General features: G+C 74.4%; 9 protein-coding genes and 1 pseudogene. 4 read left to right on the top strand and 6 right to left on the bottom strand.

Going from position 1 to position 8,395, the window contains the following annotated elements:
* Both ACSNOD_RS24915 and ACSNOD_RS24910 read right to left on the bottom strand, forming a co-directional pair.
* Positions 1–296 (bottom strand): annotated as a pseudogene (locus ACSNOD_RS24915) (hypothetical protein); the annotation flags it as partial.
* Positions 293–484 (bottom strand): hypothetical protein, encoded by a 192-nt coding sequence (locus ACSNOD_RS24910; protein ID WP_436769281.1) that lies wholly within the window; start codon positions 482–484, stop codon positions 293–295. The gene ACSNOD_RS24910 and the pseudogene ACSNOD_RS24915, both read right to left, overlap by 4 nt.
* Positions 485–669: 185 nt before the next feature.
* Between ACSNOD_RS24910 and ACSNOD_RS24905 the strand changes: the two genes are divergently transcribed.
* Complete coding sequence (locus ACSNOD_RS24905) at positions 670–1,362, top strand: HAD family hydrolase (protein WP_436769280.1); 693 nt, start codon at positions 670–672, stop codon at positions 1,360–1,362.
* Here ACSNOD_RS24905 and ACSNOD_RS24900 read toward each other — a convergent pair.
* Positions 1,359–1,910: a flavoprotein gene (locus tag ACSNOD_RS24900; protein WP_436769279.1), complete on the bottom strand. Its 552-nt coding sequence runs from the start codon at positions 1,908–1,910 to the stop codon at positions 1,359–1,361. The two genes, ACSNOD_RS24905 and ACSNOD_RS24900, sit on opposite strands and share 4 nt — an antisense overlap.
* Before the next feature lie 156 nt (positions 1,911–2,066).
* On the opposite strand from ACSNOD_RS24900, the gene ACSNOD_RS24895 reads away from it, so the two are divergent.
* Both ACSNOD_RS24895 and ACSNOD_RS24890 read left to right on the top strand, forming a co-directional pair.
* Positions 2,067–3,317, top strand: a complete 1,251-nt coding sequence (locus ACSNOD_RS24895) for a helix-turn-helix domain-containing protein (protein ID WP_436769278.1) — start codon at positions 2,067–2,069, stop codon at positions 3,315–3,317.
* A gap of 62 nt (positions 3,318–3,379) precedes the next feature.
* Entirely contained in the window at positions 3,380–3,790 is a 411-nt protein-coding gene (locus ACSNOD_RS24890) for a hypothetical protein (RefSeq protein WP_436769277.1), read from the top strand.
* Between the two features lie 119 nt (positions 3,791–3,909).
* Here ACSNOD_RS24890 and ACSNOD_RS24885 read toward each other — a convergent pair whose 3' ends face one another.
* Positions 3,910–4,998, bottom strand: coding sequence for a branched-chain amino acid aminotransferase (locus ACSNOD_RS24885; protein ID WP_436769276.1), 1,089 nt, complete (start codon positions 4,996–4,998; stop codon positions 3,910–3,912).
* Between the two features lie 218 nt (positions 4,999–5,216).
* Positions 5,217–6,269, bottom strand: coding sequence for a 3-isopropylmalate dehydrogenase (locus ACSNOD_RS24880; RefSeq protein ID WP_436769275.1), 1,053 nt, complete (start codon positions 6,267–6,269; stop codon positions 5,217–5,219).
* Positions 6,270–6,453: 184 nt separating this feature from the next.
* On the opposite strand from ACSNOD_RS24880, the gene ACSNOD_RS24875 reads away from it, so the two are divergent.
* The gene (locus tag ACSNOD_RS24875; RefSeq protein ID WP_436769274.1) at positions 6,454–8,067 is read left to right on the top strand and encodes a purple acid phosphatase family protein; all 1,614 of its coding nucleotides are present in this window, start codon (positions 6,454–6,456) and stop codon (positions 8,065–8,067) included.
* A 62-nt stretch (positions 8,068–8,129) separates the two neighbouring features.
* On the opposite strand, the gene ACSNOD_RS24870 is transcribed toward ACSNOD_RS24875, so the two are convergent.
* Positions 8,130–8,273, bottom strand: a complete 144-nt coding sequence (locus tag ACSNOD_RS24870) for a hypothetical protein (RefSeq protein ID WP_436769273.1) — start codon at positions 8,271–8,273, stop codon at positions 8,130–8,132.
* Between the last annotated feature and the right edge of the window lie 122 nt (positions 8,274–8,395).

Below are 8,395 nucleotides of genomic sequence, written 5' to 3'. Positions count from 1 at the left end.
ATGAGGATGCTCAGCAGAATCCCGCCCGTGGCCTCCGGCGCGTACACCGGCGCGCCGGACCGGGCGACGGCCGCCGCGTCCTCGGGGTGGAGGGCCGCGTCGGCGAGGAGGCACGGGGCGAAGAGGTCGGCGCCGACGACACGGATGGCGGCCAGCGCCGCCTTGACGTCGTCCGCCTCGTCGACGTGTCGGGCGACCGGCGCCGTGCCCTCGGTGCGGCGGAGCGCCTCAAGGGCACGGAGAGCCAGGTCGGCCGCCGACGCGGCGTATGCGCTCCGCGACCGATCGGGACTCACGTCCCCTTCGGCTCCTTCGGTTCCCTGGGTTCCCTCGGCGAGATGAGGATGCTCAGCAGAATCCCGCCCGTGGCCTCCGGCGCGTACACCGGCGCGCCGCTCACCCCTGCCTCGGGCTCCACCATGGCCGCCTCGAGCGCCCTGGCCTCTGCGGGACTGACGAGAAGCGGTGCGTGCTGATCGAGCATCGTGCCCCCTCCGTTCATGCGGACGTCGCCACCATCAGCAGTGATACCCGCTCTCGACCCCTTTTAGCCGAACTGCCGTAATAATGCGGCCGAGTTCAGACATATGGGGAGCGCGACGGAACTGGGTGGGTCGGTGCATGGCGCGGGGATCGCGTGGCCGCTCATCGAGCCCTAGGCTGCTGCGCGTGATCGAGGCCGTCGTGTTCGACGTGGGCGAGACGCTCACCGATGACCAGCGTTACTGGGGTTCCTGGGCGGACTGGCTCGGCGTCCCCGCGCACACGCTCTCCGCGCTCGTCGGAGCGGTGACCGCCCAGGGTCGGGACAACGCGGACGCGCTGCGCCTGGCCCGGCCGGGCATCGACATCGCGGCCGAGTACGCGGCCCGGGAGGCCGCCGGACGCGGCGAGCGCCTCGACGAGTCGGACCTCTACCCGGACGTCCGGCCCGCGCTGAGCGAGCTGCGGGCGCTCGGCTTCCGCGTGGTGATCGCGGGCAATCAGACGCGCCGCGCGGGTGAACTGCTGCGCGCGCTGGAGCTGCCCGCCGACGCGGTCGCCGTGTCCGGCGAGTGGGGGGTCGCGAAGCCCGCAGCGGCGTTCTTCGAGCGTGTCCTCGCCCTGGCCGGAACGGCACCGGAGCGGACGGTCTACGTCGGTGACCACCCGCACAACGACGTGTTCCCGGCCCGTGCGGCCGGGCTGCGCACCGCGCACATACGACGCGGCCCATGGGGCCGGCTCTGGGCCGACGCGCCCGACGTCGTCACGGCGGCGGACTGGCGGATCGACTCCCTGACCGAGCTTCCGAGTCTCCTGGGCGATGCGCCACCGGGAACGGCCGGCCTCCCGCTCCCCGGCGGGGGCCCGAACGCCTAGGCGCCGCCGTTCCCGGTCGCCGCGCGGGCCGCGGTCAGGGCCAGGTGCCAGGGGTACGCCGCGGGCCTGGCCGCGCCCGGTTCGTTCGGTACGAAGCCGTTCTCGCCGTAGAGGACCGTCACGCCCGCCGCGCGCAGTGTCGCGATCGAGCGGTCGAACTGCGGGTGCCGTGCGTACGCCGCGTTCACGCACGGCATCGCCACCAGCGGGATGCGCTTGCCGATGGCCTCCGCCGCGAATCCGACGACGAACGTGTCGGTGATCCCCAGCGCCCAGCGGTTGACCGTGTTGAACGTGGCCGGGGCGACGACCGCCACGTCGCACGGCGGCCAGACGTCCGGTTGACCCGGCGCCTTGTAGCGGGACCGGACCGGGTGCCCCGTGAGCTCCTCCAGCAGCGGCAGCTCCGCCTCCAGCCACCGCGCGGCGGTGGGCGTCAGCCCGAGGCACACGTCCCACCCCTCGGCTCGCGCGCGGCGGATCGGATCGGCGACGTGCAGGACGGGCGGGGCGCCCGAGCCCAGGAGATACAGCACGCGGCCTGTCATCGAGCCTCCACATGTCCCGTCGGACGCGAACAAGCGGGCCACCGCGGCCCGTTCGGGCCCTACTCTGGCAGGGACGATCCTTTCGCGGCCTTTCGCAGTCCTACGCCGAGAGGCACAGAAGCCGAGCAGCAGAGTTCGCAGAGAAGGGGCGAGACCGTGCCCGCTGACGCCACCCCGGACCCGTACCGCGACCCCCTCGCGTTCGGACAGCGCATGCAACTGCTGCGGACACGGCGCGGAATGACGCGCGAGACCCTCGGCGGGCTGGTGGGCAAGTCCGCGTCGTGGGTGAAGCAGATCGAGAACGGCCGGCTCAGGACGCCGAAGCTCGACGTGGTGCTCGCGGTCGCGGAGGCGCTCCGGGTGCGGGAGCTGTCCGAGCTCACCGGTGACCGGGCCCACCACGTGCCGCTGTTCGGCGGTCCGGGGCACCGCCGGCTCCCCGCGGTGGCCGCCGCGGTCGACGCGCTGGCGCTCTCCGACGACCGGCCCGCGCCGCCCGCCGACCACCTGCGGGCCCGGCTCGCCCGCGCCTGGTCCGCCCGGCACGCCGCCCCGGACCACCGCGAGGTGCTCGGCGGGCTGCTGCCCGAGCTGATCCGGGACGCCCGACTCGCCGCCCGGCAGGCGCAGTCCGCCGCCGACCGGCGGTCCGCCCAGGCCGTGCTCGCGGAGGTCTACTCCCTCGCGCAGTTCTTCCTCGCCTATCAGCCGGACGGCCATCTGCTGTGGCGGGTGGCGGAGCGCGCCATGGTCGCGGCCCAGGAGTCGGAGGACCCGCACGCCATCGGCATGGCGGCCTGGCTGACGGCGCAGGCGCACCGGGACGCGGGCCCCGGTCACTACGACGCGGCCGACCAGGTCACGCACGAGGTGCTCGACCACCTGGGCGCGTTCCTGCCCGACGGTCCGGACGAGGTGCGGGCGATCTACGGCGCCCTCCAGTTCGAGGCCGCCTACACCGCGGCCCGCCGCGGGGAGAGCGGCCGGGCCTGGTCCCGCTGGGACCGGGCGGTGAGCGTCGCCGAGCGGCTGCCCGCCGACTACTTCCACCCCGTGACCAGCTTCGGCCGCGCCATCCTCGGCGCGCACGCGGTCACCGTCGCCGTCGAGTTGCACGCCGGTGGCGAGAGCGCGCGCCAGGCGGCCCGCGCCGAGGCCACGGCGATCCCCTCGCGGCCGCGCCGGGCCCGCCACCGCATCGAGCAGGCCCGCGCGTACCACCTCGACCGCCGGCCCGACGCGGCCCTGGCCACCCTCGCCCAGGCGCACGCCGCCGCCCCGGACACCGTCCGCTGGAACGGCTACGCCAAGCGCATCGTCCTGGAGGAGACCGCGGCCCCCTCCCCCGAGCGCCGCCGCCGCGCCGCGCGCCTCGCCGTGGACATCGGACTGCTGACGGCGTGAGGCACGGACAGGGGGCACGAACTGTGCCCCCTGTGGCCAGCGACCGCCTCCAGCATCGTCGTATGCACACTCTCGACTGGATTCCGCGCGGGGCCGGTGTCAACATCGCCCGCGCCGGCCGGTGCCACGGCTGGGACGCCGTACGCATGCCCCGCCTCTGGGCACTGCGCGTGCTCGCGCACCTCGGGGACCGCTCCGGCGCCGTCGTCGCCGAGGAGGCCGGGGCCTCGCCCCGTTACTCCTGGCTCGTCGCGGCCGGGAGCGCCGACCGGTGGGCGTGGCCCGAGGCGTACGAGATCCAGGTCCTCGGCGAGGGCTGCCGGCTCACCGTGCCCGGGCTCGCCCGGGACCGGCTCGTGCGCTGGGCCGTCCCGCCCGGCCCGGACCGGCTGCTCACCGACGCCGCGCGGCTGCGCGCCGCCGTCGCCGCCGCCCTCGTCGCCCGCGTCACACCCGGCGCTCCCAGAGCCTGAAACGGGCGGAGGCCCGTCCCGGACGCGAGTCGGGGCGGGCCTCCGCGGCTCGGGAGCGCGGCGTCATCACAACGCGCGGCACGACCACGTACCGCTCACGCGCGCGCAGCGCGCACCGCTCAGGCCAGGCGGTGCATCCAGCCGTGCGTGTCGGGCGCCGCACCCGTCTGAATGTCCAGCAGCGCCCTGCGCAGCTTCATCGTCACCTCACCCGGCTGCCCGTCGCCGACGGTCCAGTCCGCGCTCGTGGACTTCACCGAGCCGACGGGCGTGATCACCGCGGCCGTGCCGCAGGCGAAGACCTCGGTCAGCGAGCCGTCCGCGTTGCCCCGCTTCCAGTCGTCGACGGAGATCCGGCCCTCGCTCACCTCGTAGCCGAGGTCGGCGGCGATGCGCAGCAGCGAGGCGCGGGTGATGCCGGGCAGCAGGGAGCCGGTCAGCTCGGGGGTGACGATGCGGTCGCCGAAGACGAAGTAGAGGTTCATGCCGCCCATCTCCTCGATCCAGCGGCGCTCCATCGCGTCGAGCCAGACGACCTGGTCGCAGCCGTGCTCGATGGCCTGGGCCTGGGCGACGAGGGAGGCGGCGTAGTTGCCGCCGGTCTTGGCCGCGCCCGTGCCGCCGGGGCAGGCGCGGACGTACTCCTCGGAGAGCCAGACGGACACCGGCTTGACGCCCTGCGGGAAGTACGCGCCGGCCGGGGAGGCGATCACGATGAAGAGGTACTCGTTGGCGGGCCGCACCCCGAGGCCGACCTCGCTGGCGAACATGAAGGGGCGCAGGTAGAGCGACTGCTCGCCCTCGCTGGGCACCCACGCCCTGTCCTGCGTGACCAGCGCGTCGCACGCGGCGATGAACGTCTCCACGGGCAGCTCGGGCATGGCGAGCCGGCGCGCGGAGGCACGGAAGCGCTCGGCGTTCTCCTCGGGGCGGAAGGTGGCCACGCCGCCGTCGGGCTGGCGGTACGCCTTCAGCCCCTCGAAGATCGTCTGCGCGTAGTGCAGGGTCATGTTGGCCGGGTCGATGGAGAGCGGGGCGTACGGCACGAGCTGGGCGTCGTGCCAGCCGCGGCCCTCGGTCCACTTGATCGTCACCATGTGGTCGGTGAAGTGCCGGCCGAAGCCGGGGTTGGCCAGAATCGCCTCGCGCTCCGCGTCGGACAGCGGGTGCGAGGAGGGCTTGAGCTCGATCGTCGTGGGCGTCGTCATGAGTACGTGTCCTTCACCGTTGTGTGTGACGGACCGCACTCACGCGCCCCCGCATCGCGAGGACGTCCGAGCTTTTCCCTCATGCCGCGGCCCCACGTCCGATTATCGCTCGGGTGGTGCCGTGGCCGGAACAGGTGAATGCGGCCCGGGTCGATGGTCGCACCCGGACCGCTGAGGAGGACAGCGGCGGGCACGTGGGGCCCGCCACTGCCGGCGGGCTAGCCGGTGGCTACGCGTGCGGCGAGCGCGTCGCCGATCTCGTCGGTCGTGCGGGGGGCGGCGCCGGCGCGCTCGGCGAGGTCGGCGGCGACGGCCGCCTCGACGCGGGCGGCCTCGGCGGTCAGGCCGAGGTGCTCCAGGAGCAGGGCGACGGAGAGCACCGTGGCGGTGGGGTCGGCCTTGCCCCGGCCGGCGATGTCGGGCGCGGAGCCGTGCACGGGCTCGAACATGGAGGGGTACGCGCCGGTGGGGTTGATGTTGCCGGAGGCGGCGAGGCCGATGCCGCCGGAGACGGCGGCGGCCAGGTCGGTGAGGATGTCGCCGAAGAGGTTGTCGGTGACGATCACGTCGAACCGCTCGGGCTGGGTGACGAAGAAGATCGTCGCGGCGTCGACGTGCAGATAGTCGGTGGTGACCTCGGGGTACTCCGCCGCGACCGCGTCGACGATCCGCTTCCAGAGGTGGCCGGCGTGCACCAGCACGTTGTTCTTGTGCACGAGGGTCAGCTTCTTGCGGGGCCGCGCGGCGGCGCGGGCGAAGGCGTCGCGGACGACGCGCTCCACGCCGTACGCGGTGTTGAGGCTGACCTCGGTGGCGACCTCGGCGGGGGTGCCGGTGCGCAGGGAGCCGCCGTTGCCGGTGTAGGGGCCCTCGGTGCCCTCGCGGACGACGACGAAGTCGACCGACTGCCCGTCGCGGAGGGCGAGCGGGGAGGCGGTGCCGGGGAAGAGCCTGGTCGGCCGCAGGTTGACGTAGTGGTCGAAGGCGAAGCGGAGCTTGAGGAGCAGCCCGCGCTCCAGGACCCCGGAGGGCACGGAGGGGTCGCCGATGGCGCCGAGCAGGATGGCGTCGTGGCCGCGCAGCGCGGCGAGCTCCGCGTCGGGGAGCGTGTCCCCGGTGGCGTGCCAGCGCCGGGCGCCGAGGTCGTACTCCCGGGTCTCCAGCTTCACGTCCCGGCCGAGCACCGCGGTGAGGACCTTGAGGCCCTGGGCCACGACCTCCGGGCCGATGCCGTCGCCGGGAATGACTGCGAGATCGATGCTGCGAGACATGCGGGCACCCTACTCCTCGTCCCACGTCATGACACGGCCTGTCCGCATGCCGGACGGACCGCGCGGCCACGGAGGGTCGGCACCGCGCTGGAAGCGACCCCGCACGGCCGGGGCCGAAGCGCCCGCAACCCGCCGTTCACCCGTTGTACAGCGGGGAGTTGGCCGCTCCTGACACGTTGTCGGCATGACGGCAACCCCCGGTTCGACCTCCGACACCCCACGAGTCGGCATACCCGAGCGCCTGGCGCGCCGGATGAGCATGCCGGAGCAGCACGAGTATCTGCGCGCCACCCTCTCCCGGCGCGGTCTGCTGCGCGGCGGCGCGGCCACGGGCGGCGCCGCGCTGCTGGCCGGCGGCCTCGGCGCCGGCCCCGCGAGCGCCGCCGGCCGGCCCGCGCGCCCCTCCCCCACGCTGGTCACGAGCACCGCGGCCGCCGGCGTCGACGGCTCGCTGGTGGCCCCCTTCGGCCGCCGGCTGGCCTTCGGCGCGGACCCCAGGACGCAGATGCGGATCTCCTGGCAGGTGCCGCTCGCCGTGCGCCGCCCGTTCCTGCGGGTGGGGCTCGCCCCCTGGGAGCTGAGCCGGCGCATCGAGGCGGAGGTGCGCCCGCTGCACACGCCCGCGCTGTCGAAGAAGCTCCCGGAGGTGCGCCAGTTCCATCTGCACGCCGCGCTCGACGGACTGCGCCCGGGGACCACGTACTACTACGGCGTCGGGCACGACGGCTTCGACCCGGCCGAGGCGAGCCGGCTGGGCACCATCGGCTCCTTCCGCACCGCGCCGGCCGCGGCCGAGCCGTTCGTCTTCACCGCCTTCGGCGACCAGGGCGTCAGCTATCACGCGCTCGCCAACGACCAGCTGATCCTGGGCCAGAACCCCGCGTTCCATCTGCACGCGGGCGATCTGTGCTACGCCGACTCCTCGGGGCACGGCAAGGAGTCGGACGTCTACGACGCGCGGGTGTGGGACCAGTTCCTGGCGCAGACGGAGTCGGTGGCCTCCCGGGTGCCGTGGATGGTGACCACCGGCAACCACGACATGGAGGCCTGGTACTCCCCCAACGGCTACGGCGGCCAGGCGGCCCGCTGGAGCATGCCGGACAACGGCCCCGACCCGCGGGCGGCGCCGGGGGTGTACTCCTTCGTCCACGGCAACGTGGGCGTGGTGGCGCTCGACGCCAATGACGTCTCGTACGAGATACCCGCCAATCGGGGGGTGACCGGCGGCCGCCAGACCGCCTGGCTGGAGCGGCGCCTGGGCGAGCTGCGCCGCACCCCGGGCGTCGACTTCGTGGTGGTGTTCTTCCACCACTGCGCGTACTCCACCAGCACCCACGCCTCGGACGGCGGGGTGCGGGACGCCTGGGTGCCGCTGTTCGAGAAGCACCAGGTGGACCTGGTGATCAACGGCCACAACCACGTCTACGAGCGCACCGACGCCATCCGCGGCGGCGAGGTCGGCCGGCGGGTGCCCATCGGCGCGACCACCGACCCCACCCGCGACGGCATCGTGTACGTCACGGCGGGCGGGGCCGGCAAGGAGCTGTACGGGTTCGGGCCGGGCGTGCGGGACAGCTACGAGGGCGCGGTCCACGACCACGAGCACATCCTGACGTTCCACTGGACCGAGCTGCGGCTGCCCGACCCGGACCTGGTGGAGTGGTCCCGGGTCCGCTACACCGGCTACTCCTTCCTCGCGGTGGAGGCCGAGCCGGGCAGCAGGCCGCGGCTGAAGGTCAGCGCTCTCGCGGAGAACGGCCGGCGCGTCGACGCGTTCGAGGTGGTGCGCGGCGGCTGAGGGCTCGCGGCGCACCCGTGAGGCGGTGCGCGGTCAGGGCTCGTACGGCGTCGGCGGGCCGGTCAGTGGCCGGTCGCGCCGCCGTTGTCGCGGCGGTCCAGCGCCCGCTGGAGGGCCGCGGCCGCGTTCCTGCGGGCGGCGGCGCTGTCGTCGGTACGAGCGGTGGTGGCGGTGTGCCGGGTCTTGCGCGGGGCGGTCTCGTTCATGGCAACCACATCTCCTGAAGCCGAGCCCCCGCCTCGGGCGCGGCACGGCCACGCGGGCGAGCCGGGCCCGCAGGTGGTCGGCGGGCGGCGCGGGCCGGTCGTCGGAGAGCGCCAGCGCGTCG

Source organism: Streptomyces sp. URMC 123 (genome assembly GCF_051386515.1).
Lineage (GTDB): Bacteria > Actinomycetota > Actinomycetes > Streptomycetales > Streptomycetaceae > Streptomyces.
The sequence above is the reverse complement of the archived record's forward strand: the minus strand, read 5'-3'. Positions and strand labels throughout refer to the sequence as shown.